Consider the following 15,694-nt stretch of genomic DNA (forward strand, 5'->3'; position numbering starts at 1 on the left):
ATAAGATGCAGTTCTTAATTTGTATTAGGATGTTCAATTTCACAATTATGTGTGTGATCGCTATTTTGTTTTAGTAGTTGTGTATATTCTTTTGAAGAAAGATTTTGTGATTGATTTTGTGGGTTTACAATTGCTTTTTTAAAGTCAATAAATCATTTGAATAATAAATATACTCCTCAAACAATAAATCCAATTACCATAAATACAATATAACTTAATATTGTTATTAATTGTGAACTATCATATGCTTCACCTACAATAGGTGGAATAAATGTAATTAATAATACTATAATAATTAAGATACTTGTAATAATGTATACTAACTTTTCTCATAATGGAAACTTAACTTCATTGCGCAATTTTTTCGAAAGAACTAATACTGCTATAATAGCAAGTAAATATTGCACAAAGAAGACTAAATTACCTGCATTTAAGATAGTTTCAAATTGATCTGGTACACCCAATAAACCTGGTAGAATTGTAAAGATAATCATTGAAGCTATAGTAATGGATGCTGCAAAAACGATTGCTTTACGGTGTTGTCCGTTTTTAGCTACTTGTGATAATTGACTTGGTAAAAATCCATCTTGTGCTAATGGAACAACTGCTTTTGCATAATATATCATTGAAAAGACGGTTGAAGTAACTTGTCTAAATAAAAGTCCGATAGTAAATATAATCAATCCTGCAATTCCCATAACCTTATTCATTATTGCAGCGGTATAATTCGAGATAGTTTTTGTTGAAACACTTGATGAATCAATAAAAATAAACATTAAATAAAATACTAAATAAATGAATAAGATGATACCAAAAACAGAAAGCAAGATTTTTCTAAAGTTTTTCGCTTCAACTTCTGTTGATAAACCTGATAATCCTTCTACTCCACCATACGCATATATGAAACTTAAGATTGAACTTATTATCATAAATGGTGTAACTTTTTCTGTGTTTTTAATAAATGAATTCCCTGGATTTTGAATTAATAAAGCTATAACAGAAGCAAAAATAATAGCAATAACAATCCATTTTACATAGGCTGTTCAAACAATAACTTTTTTAGAAATACCAAAATTTAATGCTGAAATAATTGTTAAAACAATAAAAAATAGTAATGCTAAAAGTTGTATTAACAATGAATATTTCTCATAGACTGATGAATTGTTGATAAATAATCTAATAATAGATATAAAGAACAAAGGTGTAGTTGCAGAAAACAAGGGAGCCTGCAAGAACTGGTTTCATCCATTAAAATATCATAGTCATCTTTTCTTTGGGAATGCTTTTTTAACAAAAACATATGATCCACCAACTTCTTTTGAATACATTTGGGTTCCACGTGCAAAAGCAAGCATAACACCACCTGCAATAAAGGAAGTAATAGCAAATACTAAAATACTGTAACTACCTGTTTTTAAAACACTAGCAATCGAGGCAAGAAGACCAAATCCGACGATATAATTAATACCATAGAAAAGAAAATTCTTTCCTTTAATTTTTTTCATTTAATCACTCCTAATATATTGATTTTTAAATATATATCAATAAATAATAGCAAAAAATTAATTTTTTCCTAAAAAAATGATAAAAATTTAACTTTTTAGTTATATAAATCCTGTTATAAAAGTATATATAGTATTTGATATTATAAAATATCAAAATATTTTACTTTTTTTGTTTCTAATTTGTTCTTTTGTTGTTCTCTTAATATATATAAAGTGGAGGTAAAATGACAAAAAACATAAAACTGATTATGATTTTAGGTTCAACTGCAGTTGTTGCAGGAGCAGCAGCATATCCAATTAAGCTTGCAATAACGAAACTGCAGAAAAATTCATCTAATTCACCTGTTCTTACAAATCAAAAAAGTTTTGAATACCAGAAGGTAATTGAAAATATAGACAATTTTAATAAGCAAAGACCTAGTTTTGATAATTTAAATGCAGAAAAAGATGCATTTGTAAAATTACAAAACCAAATTAATGAGAGAATAAATAAAATAAAAGGTTTTCAAAATAAAATCCAAGACGAACTAAAACGAACGCAAAATATAAATCTTTCTTTTAATCAAAATATCTTACCGATTAAAGAAGATTTAAAAATTTTTTTAAGCGATATTATAGACAAAAATAATGAAATACAAGCTGTTAAGTTGAATCAGGAACTTAATTCAGATCAAATAAAATCATTAAAAAGTTTTTTAGATGAAAATAACAATAGATTGAACTCTAAATGAGATATTTATCTAAAATTGATAAAAAAACATAATGAAAATTTGAAAAAACTATCAGCTGATACAGATGAAATTCCATGAGTAAAGCAAAGTTATGAACAAACCGCTTTATTAGAATCTAATATACAAACTTTATTAAATGAAATAAATAATAATGTTTGATTGGAAACCGATGATTTTTTAGGTTACTATAATCATATAAATAAGATTATTAATGATGTTATTGGATTAATTGATTCAAGCGATATATACATAAATTTTTGAATAAAGCATGATTTGAATATTAATATCAATTATGCTAATTCGATTAAGAATAATGAAAGTTCTTTAAAAAGTTTGCAACAAAATATGAATTTATTAAATCAGAATTTGCAAACTTATAAAGAAACAGTTAACAAATTTATTGAATCAACAAATTTGTTAAAAAAGACATTATCTGAATCTAAAAACTCACTGCAACAAAAGCAAGAAAGTTATTTAAACTATCTAAATAACTATAAGAAAGTGATTAATGATGCATATACAAAGCAACTTACTTTATATCAAAGCGCATTAAAAACAAGCCAAAACAATGATATAAAAAAAATAGCAAGCAATATGAATGATGCTATAAGCAAGCAAGAAAAAGAATTTGAAGACAAATATAACAAAGAAGAAAAAGCAGAAAATAAATTTAATAATATAAGTAATTTTATAAGTAAGGATTTTTGATTTTTACAAAAGAATTGGTATAAACTAAGTCAAAATGTCTTAGATAACGAGAATAATGTTTCAAAAAAAGCATTTGATAACGATATAAAATTAAACGATAAGAATATTGTAGTTTTAAATTTATATAATCAACTTAATAAAGTAAATCATAGAAATATGGATTTAAAAAATGAACTGATTAGACAAAATAATGAGTTAGATAAAATAGACAAACTTTATAAAGAAAATAACAGTGATGAACTATATATAAAGAAGCAAATTTTTCTAAGAGATATAGATAAAACTAAAAGATTAATTGAAGATACTGATAACAAAATAAAACAAACTCAAAATCAAATTAATCAAGAAATAAATAAATATGATGAAATATTAAAGAATACCGATAAATATTTTACTGGTTCGTTGCAATTATCTAATGCAAATTCATTATTTTTTTCTATCAATGAAGAAAATATGAGTACTATAAAAGCACAAGGTAGGCAAATAGCATTACTAGAAACAGATATTAATGATAAAAAGAAATTAATCGATTTATTAAAAGGTAATATTAATGATTTAACAGATTCAAAAAGAAAACTTGAATCTAAATTAACACAGTTAGATAATGATAAAAAAGAACTAGAGCAAAAATTAAATGAAACCAAAAAAATAACAAATAAAATGAATCAGCAAAATGATGATAACTTAAAAATTATTAACACAAAAAACAAAGAAATAGAGATATTAAGACAAAAAGATTCTGAAAATGAAAAATTAATTCAAACAAAACGTAATGAAATAGACAGAATAAAAACAGAAAATTTAAAAATTCAAGAACAAATTCAATTTAATAGACAAAAGATACAGCAATTAAATGGTCAACTTGATGGCAAAGTTGAAATAATAGATAATTTAAATACACAAATCCAACAACTAAATGGTCAGCTTACACAGAATCAAAATGCAATAAATGCAAAGGCAAAAGAAATACAACAACTTACAAATCAAAATAGTGAACTAAGAGAGCAAATACAACAAAAAGATGAAGAAATTTTAGAACACCAAAGAACAATAGCAGAAAATACAAAAATTATTGAAGGAAAAGACAAAGAAATAAAGCACTTATTGCAAACATTAAGAAGTGCATATCAAGCAAGAGATGAAATAGCAAATAATACCAAAAATTATGGTGAAAACATTGTAGCAATGTATTTAGAAATAAACAAACTCAAAGAACAGTTAAATGATATAAACCAAAAATATGCAGATACAGATCAAGAAAAGAATCGACTTCAGGCATCACTTAATACACTGACTACTAATTTCAACAATTTACAAAACCAAAATAATAATAATTTAAATGAAATTCAGTTACTAAATAAGAGAAACAACGATTTAAAGGACAATAAAACTAAATTATTATCTGATTATCAGAGTATGATTAATAAATATGAATTCACAAAAAAACAATATGAAGATTTAAAATTAGAAAATTATGAATACAGAAGAAAATGAGGTGTAGCTGGTGAGCTAAACAGAGAAAAAGATGTAACTATTGCGGTTCTGAACAAAAAACTAATTAATTATAATGAATTAATCAAGTTGGTAAAAGAACTAAGAGATATCTATGATGGTATTTCAAAAAAATCAAAGTATAGATACAGAGAAGGGCCTTCATCTTCTGGATATCCTTATACAGGAAGCGAAATGTATGAAAAAATAGATTATGGTGCCACATATGAATACCACGCCAGAAAATTTCTAGAAAATGCTAAACCATATTATGAAAATGAAGAATAAAGGAGATAAATGAATACACCGAATAAACAAGAATTATCAAATAACCAAATAAATGAATTATTTTTTGAGTATATTGAAAAAAGCAAAAACATTGAATGTTCTGATATTTTCGATTTTACAATATATGAAAAATATTTAATGACATAACATTAGCAGCCTAATAAGGCTCTATTTTCAAATTTTAACATTTTATACATAAATTGTTATATAATAATTAAACAAAAATTAAAGGTGATAAAGTAAAATATGAATAAAATTAATTATGGACAAGTATTTACGCCAAAAGATATCGTTTTAAAAATGATATCTTTAATTTCTTTTGATAACAATGCTTTTATATTGGAAACTTCATCTGGAACAGGTAATTTTTATTTTGAATTAATCAAAAAATATAATAATCTTATAGCATTAGAAATAGATGAAAATATAGCACATAAAGGAGCAAAAGTCACATCATATTTTAATACTAATTATCAACCAGATGTTATTATAGGAAATCCACCTTATGTAGATTATAAAAATATTATAGATGCACCCAAAAGTAAATTTTTAATCCACAAACCTAACCTATATTTATATTTTTTAGAAAAAGCATTATCAGATTTAAAGCAAAATGGCGAACTTATTTGAATAATTCCTGCTGCAATTTTTACAACAACTTCTGCAAAGTATTTGTTAAAAATTATTTATGATAATTTTTCAATTACATACTTTGAATTAATCCCTGAAAACATTTGAGAAAACGCTTCTGTTCCTACTGCTATTATAAAGATAGTTAAAGTTAAAAATCATAAAGATAAAATTAAATATTTTTGATCTAATTGAAAAATTTTATTTGGTAAAAAACCAAAATTACCTACAGATATTATTGTAAAAGTAGGTGGAGCAAGTGGCTTCAATTCAAAATTGCAAAAAGGGAATATATCTTTTGTTGTTTCACATACAGAGAGAACAAAACAACTGAATAATATTTTGTATCAACCAAATAAATGAATTCGACCTGTCCCCATCCCACCAAGAAAATTTACATATCAAATTTTTGTTAACTGTAAAACAAGAAATAAAAGACCTTTTTATGTTTTAGATTTTCAAGAAAAAGGCGAATTTATCCATTATGATGCATCAGTTTTGTCAATATATGTAAATTTAGATTATCAAAATACTAAGAAAATTGTTGATATTTTAAACAACATTGACTGAGAATTAATGGGAATAAAAAGAGACGGAAGGTATCATTTTACACAAAGTATCTTACAAGCAATATTTAATTTTTAAAATTTTCATTAAAATCATCTAAAATTTTTGCTCTCTTCTTAACAGATTGAAAAAGTATATTTAATAAAAACTCTTTGGATTGTGCATATGTTCGATTAACTAATTTACGGTTTAAATTAGGATTAAATTGAAAAGGTAAATTATTACCATTCGGAATTAAAGATTGCATTCTTTTTAAAGATGTAAAGAAAATATCATTAGGATTATTTTTGTTGAATACTAGCAAATAATAATCTGTTTGTGTTGCTTTTAAATTCTTTGCTAACTTATAAAAATAATTTCCTCATGTATTTGAAAAATTTGGATATATATCACCTGTTAATGCAAAATATAAACCTGTTTTCGAACTTATATTACTTGCTGATTTAAGATTTGGATTAGTTATTTTAATATTCAACGGGAGAAAAAACGAATTATCAGTATTTTTGATTACTATATCATATCAAAATCTTGGTTTTGGTTGTTCATAAATTTTGACATCATATTCTTTTAAAATATTTATTTCTTTTTGGCTATTTAAAAGAATTTTTACTATTTTTTCTTCATTAAAAATTGAATTAATTCGTCCATCATTGTAACTTTTAGAGAAATTTATATCAAGTTCTTTTAGTTTTACAATAACTTCATTTAAAACTTTATAATAATCGCTTACATAATACATATATTCCTTAAATGTTTAAATTTTACATTAACAATAATAAAATAAAAATAAAGTTGTAAAATAATAAATACAAGGAGATTTTATGGTGAGCATTAATAGACAAATCACTAATAAAATTTATTGATTTATTGCAGTTTTTGTATTATTTTTTGGTAGTCAAGGTTTTCAAATCGGAGCATCAGTATATATTTTTCAAAGTTTAAATAACTTGTGATATATCACTCTTTATTATATTTTAATTCAAGTTCCGATGATATTTGTTTTTATTTTCGGACCAAAAATTATAAAGTTATTCAAATCCAAAAATATTTTAATTTTTTCTGATTCAGCAAGTATATTTATATTATTAATAGTTTTAATCATTGCATTTAAAACACATGATAAAGCACTTTCATATTCTTTAATAGTTGCTAGTGGTTTATTTAGTATAGTCAACTCATTCAGAATTTTAGCATTTAAAAATATTGTCTATTATTTAGCAAACCAAAGCAAAGAACTTCCGATGTTTAATATCACAAACGCATTAGCTATTGCGATTTCGACATTCATCTCTCCTTTATTCACTTTATTTTTATTTACATGACCTTTTTTTGCAGTTGTTATTTTTAACATTATCACATTTGCAATATCTTTATTTTTCTTTATTTTATTAAAGCCTAATCAGCATTCATTAAAGTTAGTTGAAGAACATACACAAGATAAAATTGCAAAAATTAAATATGAAAAATGAATTTTTGCTCTTAGTTTAGGTTTATTTTTCTCGATATTCTTATTTCCTAAACAAACAGGGATTTTGCAGTTTTTTAATTATATAAAATATGATTATAAAAAATGGTCATTTTTATTTTCGATGATTATAGGTGGTTCAGCTTTATTAGGAACCGGGGCAATTTTAGGTTATATAACAGCAAAAAAGAAAGTATCGCGAAATCGGTTGTTTATGGGACTTACAATTGTTGCTTCTCTTTTAAATCTTATTTGAATCCCGATTTTATTTGCTGTAAAGGAAGACAAATTAGCACTGCTTATCACATATATAATTTTAAACTCATTTATGCAACTATCACAATCATTGCTATTTCCTATCGGAAATAATTATTTGTACTTAATTTTTGATAAAAATGAGTTCAATAAACAAAATGCTGTGACATTAATTATACGAATCATTTTTTATTGTTTAATCTTAGTTATATTTACTTGATTAGATGATTCATATGGATTTGAATATATGTTCATCCTTTATGCAATTTTATTTTTTATCATCCTTATTGCAATGGTTATTTCTCGTTATCGGATACATAAAAAAATACATCATTAATCAAAATTACTTTTAATGCTTGTTTGTAGTATTAAAAGTAATTTTGATATATTTATAACTTATATAAAAGCATCAAATAATCAAAAAGATAAAATAATGTATAATTTAATTTATATAGGAGTAAAATGTTTGAAATTAGTGCAACAAATAACGATTCAGGACGAACATTATTTAAGCTTTTAATTAAATATTTGAATAATGTCCCAGTTTCACGGATAGAGAAGCTTTTTCGAAAAAAAGATATAAAAGTTAATAATAGTAGAAAAGTAAGCAAAGATTTAATAATCAATGAAAATGACGAAATTGTTGTATATGGGATAAATGATATATTTAAAAATACCTTTAAAAAAGTATCATTTGATTTAAATATTTTATATGAAGATGATAATATTCTTTTAATTAATAAACAAGCAGGAGTAGTGGTTCATGGTGATGAACATAGTTTAGATCAACAAGTTCTTTCTTACCTTAATTATAAGCAAATTGATAGTTTTAAACCTAGTCATGTAGGTCGTTTAGACAAAGAAACCAGTGGAATTATTTTATATGCTAAAAATTATGCTTCATTAGTCGCTTTAAATGCTTCTAGTATTAATTTTATTAAAAAATATTTATTTAAAAGTGACTTTAATGAAGCATATAAAGAAGTTGAATTATATTTTGGTAAGCAAAATAATAAAATTAAAACATCAGTTAAAGCTAAAGATGGTTATAAATATGCTAAAACTATCTTTTCAATAGAAAACAATAAACAAATAGCACAATTGCTAACAGGACGCAAACATCAAATCCGATTATCGTTAAAATTCCTAGGTAAACCAATTTATGGTGATATAAAATATGGTGGTAAAAAAACACCTAGATTAATGCTACATTCATATTATTTAAAATTTACAGGATTGACTGGTAATTTAGCTTATTTAAATAACTTTGAATTTTATGCACCAGCAAAGTGATAGGAGAAATATGATTAAAATTACTAAAGAAAAACTGAATGAAATTGTTAAAACTTTGATGTTTGAACCTACCAAGCAAGTAGTTAATGACATCCTTGAAAATTGAAATAAACTGCAAAAACAAATTAAATATTTTGATAAATTAGATTTAATAAATGTTAAACCAATGAGTCATATTAATGAAAGTTATCAAATTGATTTTCTTAGAGAAGATGAATATAATGAAGAAGATCGCATTACAAAAGCAAGAATATTATCTAATGCACCTGAATCAGATGGTGATTACCTTAAGTTAACAAAGGTGGTAAAATAGTGCGTAGAATCAAACATCTTGGAAATTATGATGCTGCATACAATGATTTAAAAAATGATAAAAACAATGCTGTTGCGTACTTATTTCCTTATAATACAGATTTTTATACCAAAGATATGAGTTTATCAAAAGCAGTTTTAACAATTAAAGATAACTATGCAACTAAATGTGCTCCAACATCAGGATCATCAAAAATTTTAGAAAATTTTGAACCTGGTTATTCAGCTACTGCAGTTAAAAAACTATATGCTAATGGAGCACACTTTGTTGCCAAAGTACATCTTGATGAATTAGCACTCGGAGGAACCGGAACATACAGTGGATACGGGTTAATAACAAATCCGTTAGATAAAAATCGTTATGCAGGTGGTTCTTCATCAGGTTCTGTTGCTACATTTAATGAAAACATTTCGATTGCATTAGGTTCTGATACTGGTGATAGTGTAAGATTACCAGGTAGTTATAATGGAATCCCAGGATTTAAACCATCATATGGAGCAATCAGTCGCTACGGATTATATGCTTATGCATCTTCGCTTGACACAGTTGCTTATTTTGCTCATAATGTTAACGATATTATTGCAATGTCACAGGTGTTATATGGTAAAGATAACAAAGATATGACATCTGTGGATGTTGAAATTAAAGATGTTATTAAAAGTAAACCTAAGAGTGTAATTGCACTTGATTTTTCACAATTTTGTGAAGATTATATCAATGATGCATATCAACAATTGTTGCAAAAGTTATCTGCTACAGGGATAAAAGTTGAAAAAATTAAACCAAATATAGATATTTTAAGATGTGTAAAACCTGCTTATGAAATAATTTCTTATTCAGAAGCAAGTTCAAATTTAGCTAATTTAACAGGTATTGGTTTTGCAAATCGTGTTGATGCAAGTTCATGAGAAGAAATTATTCGTAGCACTCGTTCAAAACACTTTGGAAAAATGGTTCAAGAACGCTTGTCGCTAGGTAGTTACTTTTTATATGCTGAAAATGTTGAAGAAATGTTATTTAAGGCTCAAAAAGCTCGTAGGGTAATAGTTGAGTATTGAAAATCCTTGCAAGATCAAGGTGATTTAGTTATTTTCCCAGCCTTTGCTGCAGTTGCTCCTACTTTTGATGCTCCTAAAGACTACGATGTGATGAGTTATATCTTAACTACTGCCAATTTAGCAGGGAATCCATCGATTACATTACCATTAGCAAAGCATCATAATTTACCATTTTCGATAGCATTAGAAACCAAGATTTATGATGATAAAAAGTTATTAGCATATGCAGAATGATTTGAAGAACTAATCGGAGAAAAACATGAATAATTTTGAAACAATTATTGGAATTGAAATCCATGTTGAATTAAAAACTAAAACTAAAATGTTTTCTGCAATGTTAAATGATTATAATGCACCGGTAAATACCACAGCAAATCAAATTGATTTAGGATATCCAGGGACCTTACCACAAGTTAATAAGCAGGCTGTAAAGTATGCTATTGCACTTGCTAAAGCATTAAATATGCAAATTGATACACAATTACACTTTGACCGTAAAAATTATTTTTATCCTGATTTACCAAAAGGATATCAAATCACTCAATTTTACCGTCCGATAGGTAAAAACGGTAAAATTGATATCATAGTAAATGATAAAATACAAAGTATAGCAATTGAAAGAATCCATTTAGAAGAAGATACAGCACGCCAACATCATAGTGAGCAAGGGACTTTATTAGATTACAATCGTGCCGGAGTTCCACTGATTGAAATTGTAACATATCCTGTGATAAAAAATGCTGATGAAGCTGCAGCATATGTCGATATGATTAAAAAGACTGTGCAGTCACTTGATATATCAGATGGAAAACTAGAGCAAGGAACATTACGTGCTGATATTAATATTTCTTTACGTCCTTATGGTGTAGAAAAATTTGGTACAAAAGTTGAAATTAAAAATATGAATTCGCTTTCTAATATTAAAAAAGCAATTGAATATGAAATTAAATTACAAAGAAGTAAGTTACTTTTAGGACAAGAAATTTTACAACAAACCAAGAGATTTGACGATCAAAGCAATGCTAATGTTGTAATGCGAACTAAAACAGCAGCAGTTGATTATCGCTACTTCCCTGAACCTAATATTCCTTATATCAAACTTTCTGATGCATTTATTAATTCAGTAGTATTAAAAGAACTACCACTTGAGCGAAGAGTTAGATATCAAAGTCTAAAAATTCAAAATATTTATATCAATAGCTTATTAGATGATATTAAATTAGCACAGTATTTTGATTTGATTCCTTATGAAAATAAAGAAGCTTTATCAAAAGTATTTTTTGCTGAAATAGTTTCACTTGCTAACTTAAAAGGTGTTTTAGCCTATGATTTAGGGATAAAAGTTGAGGATATCGCTAAAGCAATGCAACTTTTAGACCAAGGAGTTATTTCAGGTAAGTCATTAAAGAAATTGATTCCTTTGCTTGTAAACTTTAATTCAGATATTAATGATCTTTTAGAGCAACATCAACTTAAACAAATTTCAGATCCAAAACTTATTACAAATTATTTACAAGCAATAATAGAAAATAATTCAGCATTAGTTTCTGAATACTTAAATCGGCCTGAAAAAGTATTGAAGTTTGTGTTAGGTAATTTAATGAAACAGACAAATGGACAAGTAAATCCGATAATTTCAAACGAAATTGCAGTTAAGGTTCTCGATGCTCGCTTCAAAAAATAAACCACTTAGTTACAAAAAACTAATTAAAATGCGAATACCAAAAAAGATATATAAAAGATTTTATCTTAATATTGTTTATTTTGCTACCTTTGATTTCTTTTATTGGATTTATGAGTTTTTTATCAAAGGAATTATTAGTATTTTTGCTTTTGTTTTAATTCGCAGTTATAATCAAAATCAAAAAGTTAAGCGGCGTAAGGTAGTAAATTATGTTTATGATAAATTCTCTTCATCTGAATATAACTTTATTTGACTCTCTACTGCTTTTTATATGCTAATTTCCTTTGTTTCAGTTATTTATATTGTTTATTTTTTAAACATTACCATAAATGATAACATTGGTTCTTTTACAAACTATGTAGATAGTTTTTATAAAGAAACAGTTGAAAACAAAGATGGTAACACCAGTACTTTTCAAGCACTTTTTAATGTTACCATCTTTAATAAATTTATTCCAGGTGGAGATTTATACTTTAACCCATCACCTGGTAAAATGCAAGTTAATAGTTTGCTACAAAAGTTATACACTTTGATTCCTGGTTCCTTTGTAGCCTTACCTGCTTTATATATAGCAGCAGGTGGATATGGAAAACTTATCACTTCTTATAATGTAATTTATTCGCATGAAAAAGTAGGAACATATTGAGGTAATAAAGCAAAAGGTTTGTTTATCGTACTTGGTGTTGCTATTATTTTATGAGCTATGTCTACTCTTAATATCTTTATTCAAGCTCGTTTATTCAATGCACACAGACTTGATGGAAGTGGTGTTAACGACTTGTTATATATTATTTTTACTATAATATTTTTTATCATAATATTTTTATATTTATTTAAATTTGTTCCTTCCTTTAAAATAAATTTTAAAGGCATTTACAAAGGTGTTATTATTTCTGCTCTTCCATCGGTTATTTTAGTTATCGCTTATACATATTTAAGTAGATTATTTACTAATAATAACTATGGAGCAGCAGTAGGATTCTTTTTTAGTATCGGATTCTTTGTGAACTGGTTTGTGTATTTTATGTTTTTAGGAATTACATTTAATAATGCATATTATAAAAGTTATATTAATACAAGGACGATACCAAAAAAAACCTTGGCATGATGGTTTTAAAAAAAACTTATCGATATGGATAAGTTTTTTATTAATCACAAATATTGGTATCTATAATATTATTTAGATGCCTTCTTTTCAAGACGTTTGTTAAATCTATCAATTCTTCCAGTTGCTTTTGCTTGTGTTCTGTTTCCAGTATATACAGCATGACATCCTGAACAAACATCAACTGTAAAATGTTTTTTAGTTGAATTGAATTGAAATTCACTTTGACATGTTGAGCAAGTTACTTTAACTTGATGGTAATCTGGGTGTAAATCTTTTTTCATATTTATTCCTTATTATTTTGAGTAGAACTCAACTACTAATGAATCTTTAATTTCTGGGTGAATTTCTGTTCTTTCAGGTAAGCGATCCAATTTCACACTAAAGTCTTTTCTGGTTAATCAAGCAGATGCTACTTTATTTGCTAAACTTTCAGTAATTTGTACATTTGCTCTTAATTTTTCTTTTAATTCAATAACATCTCCTACTGATACAGTTATTGAAGGAATATTAGCTTTTTTACCATTTAAGGTGAAATGATTATGGTTAACTAATTGACGAGCTTGTCTACGTGTTGAAGCGAATCCGGCACGATAAACAAGGTTATCTAAACGTAATTCTAATAATTGTAGGAAGTTGGTACCTGTAACACCTTTTAATTTGGTTGCTCTTTCAAAAGTTCTACGAAGTTGTTTTTCGTTAAGTCCAAATAGGTGTTTTACTTTTTGCTTTTCATATAAGTGTAATCCGTAATCAGATAGTTTAACTTTTTTATTTCCATGTTGTCCTGGTGCATATGTTCTTTTTCTACCTTTAGAAAACTCTTTTCCAGTTTCTAAAATTGAAAAACCAAGACGACGTGATTTTTTAAATACTGGTCCAGTATATCTTGACATTTATTATCCTCTTTTCTGCATATAGAAGAGGGTTTATTTCTTGTTTAATAACTTTAACTTAATGCTTTCAAAATTCAGCTTTATCTACTAACAAGTTATGTGCGTTAAATTTATATAAAACAATAACAAACTGCTGCTAATTTATGCTTCTTAATTCTATCACAATTTTGTTTTTATAAAAATTAAATGATTAGAATTTTGCAAGAATATGATCAAGTTCATGTTTGTGGTTATCTACATAAACTGTAGCTTTTTCATCAGAAATAGGTTTTACCTTAGTTCCGTTAATTCGGTAGATTTGTACATTTTTAGCACCTAGGAATTTTCATGTTCCTTCAAGTCATGAAACATGTGAACCTCATTGATACCAATCTTGTGGCGCTCCTTGTGAAGCAATAATTAAAACATTAAGGTGATCTAATAATCCAATTGCTTCACCTTTTTTAGAATATTTATATGAAAAAGTTTTATCAGCTAACGAAACACTGTCAATAAAGTTTTTAACTACAACTGAAGCAGCAAAGTTAATCATTGATGTAGAAATAACTACTAAATCAGTTTCTTTTAATAAATTAATTCACTTATCCGAATCAATTTGTTTTCAATAATCAGGATATGTTTTTTTGGTTAAAAAGATGTCTCCATGAGTTTCATTTAGATCAAATCTTTTAACATCTTTACCTTCACTTTTAAATTTTGTTTCAAGATAATCCATAGTATCACCGGTATATGATGAATGATCCTTGTTAATTAAATTACCGTCTAAAAGTAATATTTTTTGCATTAATTCTCCTTTATTTATTTAGGATATTATTATACTATTTTTCTAAAAAGTATAAAAAAACTTGCATTTTTATAGGTTATTTTTTGTTTTTTGTTTTGTAGTTGATTAAGAGTGGAGTTTTAATTACTAGATATATTTATATTTTGTATCGAATTTTATAAATAACAAACAAGTTATATAAAATAATTTATAATATATATTCAAAGGTGGTAGAGATGAACAAAAAAATACCTGAAATAAGATTTAAGGAATTTACTGGTGATTGAGAAGAGGATCTCTTGGGAAACATTTACGATTATGCTTCTGAGGGCGGAACCCCAAATACAAACATAGAGAATTATTATAAAAATGGAAAAATTCCTTTTTTAAAAATAGAAGATACATCAAGCAAATATGTTTATCAAACAAATAATTTTATTACTGAAGAAGGTTTAAAAAATTCTTCTGCATGAATGATTAAAAAAGATAGCATAATTTTTACAAATGGAGCTACTATTGGAAATGTTTCTATCAATAAAATACCCCTTTGCACAAAACAAGGTATTTTAGGGATAGAAATAAGAAATAAATTTAACCTGGAATTTGTATATTATTTACTAAAAACATGAAATGTTCATTCTCAAACGCTTAAAAATGTTACTGTTGGTACAATACCAACAATTACACTAGGAAATTTTAGTAATATTACTTTTAAAAAACCTAAAAACACAACTGAACAACAAAAAATCTCCCAACTTTTAACTTCCTTAGATTCTTACCTTACACTTCATCAGCAAAAATATGACTTTTTAATGAATATTAAGTCTACATTGCTATCTAAAATGTTCCCTGATCAAAATTCAAAATTTCCTAATATTAGTTTTTCGGAATTTACTCACGCTTGAGAACAGGATCTTTTGGGAGAAATTTTAAGTCCTTACA

The 15,694-nt window shown here is 25.9% G+C and carries 15 protein-coding genes; 10 read left to right on the plus strand and 5 right to left on the minus strand.

Annotated elements, in window-relative coordinates:
• Nucleotides 1–14: 14 nt before the first annotated feature.
• Nucleotides 15–1,505, minus strand: coding sequence for an APC family permease (locus ACXYRO_RS03035; protein ID WP_458614276.1), 1,491 nt, complete (start codon nucleotides 1,503–1,505; stop codon nucleotides 15–17).
• A gap of 224 nt (nucleotides 1,506–1,729) precedes the next feature.
• Between ACXYRO_RS03035 and ACXYRO_RS03040 the strand changes: the two genes are divergently transcribed.
• The 3 genes from ACXYRO_RS03040 (at nucleotide 1,730) to ACXYRO_RS03050 (ending at nucleotide 5,998) form a co-directional block, all read left to right on the plus strand.
• Nucleotides 1,730–4,723: a hypothetical protein gene (locus tag ACXYRO_RS03040; protein ID WP_458614277.1), complete on the plus strand. Its 2,994-nt coding sequence runs from the start codon at nucleotides 1,730–1,732 to the stop codon at nucleotides 4,721–4,723.
• A gap of 9 nt (nucleotides 4,724–4,732) precedes the next feature.
• Complete coding sequence (locus tag ACXYRO_RS03045; protein WP_435130575.1) at nucleotides 4,733–4,870, plus strand: hypothetical protein; 138 nt, start codon at nucleotides 4,733–4,735, stop codon at nucleotides 4,868–4,870.
• 99 nt (nucleotides 4,871–4,969) lie between these two features.
• Nucleotides 4,970–5,998: an Eco57I restriction-modification methylase domain-containing protein gene (locus tag ACXYRO_RS03050; protein WP_458597388.1), complete on the plus strand. Its 1,029-nt coding sequence runs from the start codon at nucleotides 4,970–4,972 to the stop codon at nucleotides 5,996–5,998.
• On the opposite strand, the gene ACXYRO_RS03055 is transcribed toward ACXYRO_RS03050, so the two are convergent.
• Nucleotides 5,988–6,659, minus strand: coding sequence for a hypothetical protein (locus tag ACXYRO_RS03055; RefSeq protein WP_458614278.1), 672 nt, complete (start codon nucleotides 6,657–6,659; stop codon nucleotides 5,988–5,990). The two genes, ACXYRO_RS03050 and ACXYRO_RS03055, sit on opposite strands and share 11 nt — an antisense overlap.
• A gap of 82 nt (nucleotides 6,660–6,741) precedes the next feature.
• Between ACXYRO_RS03055 and ACXYRO_RS03060 the strand changes: the two genes are divergently transcribed.
• The 6 genes from ACXYRO_RS03060 (at nucleotide 6,742) to ACXYRO_RS03085 (ending at nucleotide 13,105) form a co-directional block, all read left to right on the plus strand.
• Complete coding sequence (locus ACXYRO_RS03060; protein ID WP_458614279.1) at nucleotides 6,742–7,977, plus strand: MFS transporter; 1,236 nt, start codon at nucleotides 6,742–6,744, stop codon at nucleotides 7,975–7,977.
• A gap of 125 nt (nucleotides 7,978–8,102) precedes the next feature.
• Complete coding sequence (locus tag ACXYRO_RS03065; protein WP_458614280.1) at nucleotides 8,103–8,936, plus strand: pseudouridine synthase; 834 nt, start codon at nucleotides 8,103–8,105, stop codon at nucleotides 8,934–8,936.
• A gap of 7 nt (nucleotides 8,937–8,943) precedes the next feature.
• A complete protein-coding gene (locus ACXYRO_RS03070; RefSeq protein WP_458614281.1) occupies nucleotides 8,944–9,246 on the plus strand; it encodes an Asp-tRNA(Asn)/Glu-tRNA(Gln) amidotransferase subunit GatC in 303 nt (100 codons plus the stop codon).
• Nucleotides 9,246–10,571 (plus strand): amidase family protein, encoded by a 1,326-nt coding sequence (locus ACXYRO_RS03075; protein ID WP_458607495.1) that lies wholly within the window; start codon nucleotides 9,246–9,248, stop codon nucleotides 10,569–10,571. Before ACXYRO_RS03070 ends, ACXYRO_RS03075 begins: the two co-directional genes overlap by 1 nt.
• Nucleotides 10,564–11,988 carry an Asp-tRNA(Asn)/Glu-tRNA(Gln) amidotransferase subunit GatB gene (gatB, locus tag ACXYRO_RS03080; protein ID WP_458614282.1) on the plus strand — a complete coding sequence of 475 codons (1,425 nt, stop codon included), beginning with the start codon at nucleotides 10,564–10,566 and terminating at the stop codon, nucleotides 11,986–11,988. The genes ACXYRO_RS03075 and gatB overlap by 8 nt, the downstream gene beginning before the upstream one ends.
• Nucleotides 11,969–13,105 carry a YhjD/YihY/BrkB family envelope integrity protein gene (locus tag ACXYRO_RS03085; protein WP_458614283.1) on the plus strand — a complete coding sequence of 379 codons (1,137 nt, stop codon included), beginning with the start codon at nucleotides 11,969–11,971 and terminating at the stop codon, nucleotides 13,103–13,105. Before gatB ends, ACXYRO_RS03085 begins: the two co-directional genes overlap by 20 nt.
• Nucleotides 13,106–13,164: 59 nt before the next feature.
• Here ACXYRO_RS03085 and rpmE read toward each other — a convergent pair whose 3' ends face one another.
• The 3 genes from rpmE to ACXYRO_RS03100 form a co-directional block, all read right to left on the minus strand.
• Complete coding sequence (rpmE, locus tag ACXYRO_RS03090) at nucleotides 13,165–13,377, minus strand: 50S ribosomal protein L31 (protein WP_435130593.1); 213 nt, start codon at nucleotides 13,375–13,377, stop codon at nucleotides 13,165–13,167.
• 12 nt (nucleotides 13,378–13,389) lie between these two features.
• Nucleotides 13,390–13,989 (minus strand): 30S ribosomal protein S4, encoded by a 600-nt coding sequence (rpsD, locus tag ACXYRO_RS03095; protein WP_458614285.1) that lies wholly within the window; start codon nucleotides 13,987–13,989, stop codon nucleotides 13,390–13,392.
• Nucleotides 13,990–14,179: 190 nt separating this feature from the next.
• Entirely contained in the window at nucleotides 14,180–14,773 is a 594-nt protein-coding gene (locus ACXYRO_RS03100) for an FMN-dependent NADH-azoreductase (RefSeq protein WP_458614286.1), read from the minus strand.
• 215 nt (nucleotides 14,774–14,988) lie between these two features.
• On the opposite strand from ACXYRO_RS03100, the gene ACXYRO_RS03105 reads away from it, so the two are divergent.
• The coding region (locus ACXYRO_RS03105; protein ID WP_458614287.1) for a restriction endonuclease subunit S at nucleotides 14,989–15,694 on the plus strand (706 nt) is incomplete at its 3' end.

This window comes from Mycoplasma sp. 4013, assembly GCF_054353875.1.